This window comes from Streptomyces bicolor (assembly GCF_000719285.1).
In the GTDB taxonomy this organism is placed as follows: domain Bacteria; phylum Actinomycetota; class Actinomycetes; order Streptomycetales; family Streptomycetaceae; genus Streptomyces; species Streptomyces bicolor.
Genome location: NZ_JOFS01000108.1, coordinates 1 through 633, shown reverse-complemented (window position 1 = coordinate 633; position 633 = coordinate 1). Strand labels below are relative to the sequence as shown.

The 633-nt window shown below is 69.5% G+C and carries 1 protein-coding gene; it reads left to right on the top strand.

Annotation, left to right across the window (positions count from 1 at the left end; translation table 11 throughout):
• Positions 1-22: 22 nt before the first annotated feature.
• On the top strand, positions 23-633 hold a 611-nt coding region (locus IF78_RS44675; protein ID WP_244889813.1), incomplete at its 3' end, for an AMP-binding protein.

Sequence of the window (633 nt, the reverse complement as noted above, 5' to 3'; positions counted from 1 at the left end):
TGGTGATCGGGTCGCGGTGGTGATGGAGCGGTCCGTGGACCTGGTGGCGGTGCTGCTGGGGGTGTGGCGTGCGGGGGCGGCGTATGTGCCGGTGGACGCCGGTTCTCCGGCCGAGCGGGTGTCCCTCGTCTTGGCGGATTGTGCTCCGGCGGTGGTGGTGTGCTCGGTGTCGACGCGTGCGGTGGTGCCGGAGGGAGCTGGTGCGCGCGTCGTGGTCGTGGACGAGCCGGCTACGGCGGCCGCGATGGCGGGGTGCGCCGATGAGTGCTGGATACCGGCGGCTGCGAGTGACGTGGCGTATGTGATGTACACGTCGGGGTCGTCGGGGGTGCCGAAGGGTGTGGCGGTGCCGCATGGGAGTGCGGCGGCGCTGGTGGGTGAGCGTGAGTGGGAGGTGGGTCCGGATGATGCGGTGTTGATGCATGCGCCGCATGCGTTTGATGTGTCGTTGTTCGAGTTGTGGGTGCCGTTGGCTGCGGGCGGGCGTGTGGTGCTGGCCGATCCCGGCGTTGTGGATGCCGAGCAGATTCGTGCGTTCGTGGCTGAGGGTGTGTCGTCGGTTCATGTGACGGCGGGGTCGTTCCGGGTGCTGGCGGGGGAGGCGCCGGAGTGTTTCGCGGGCTTGCGTGAGGT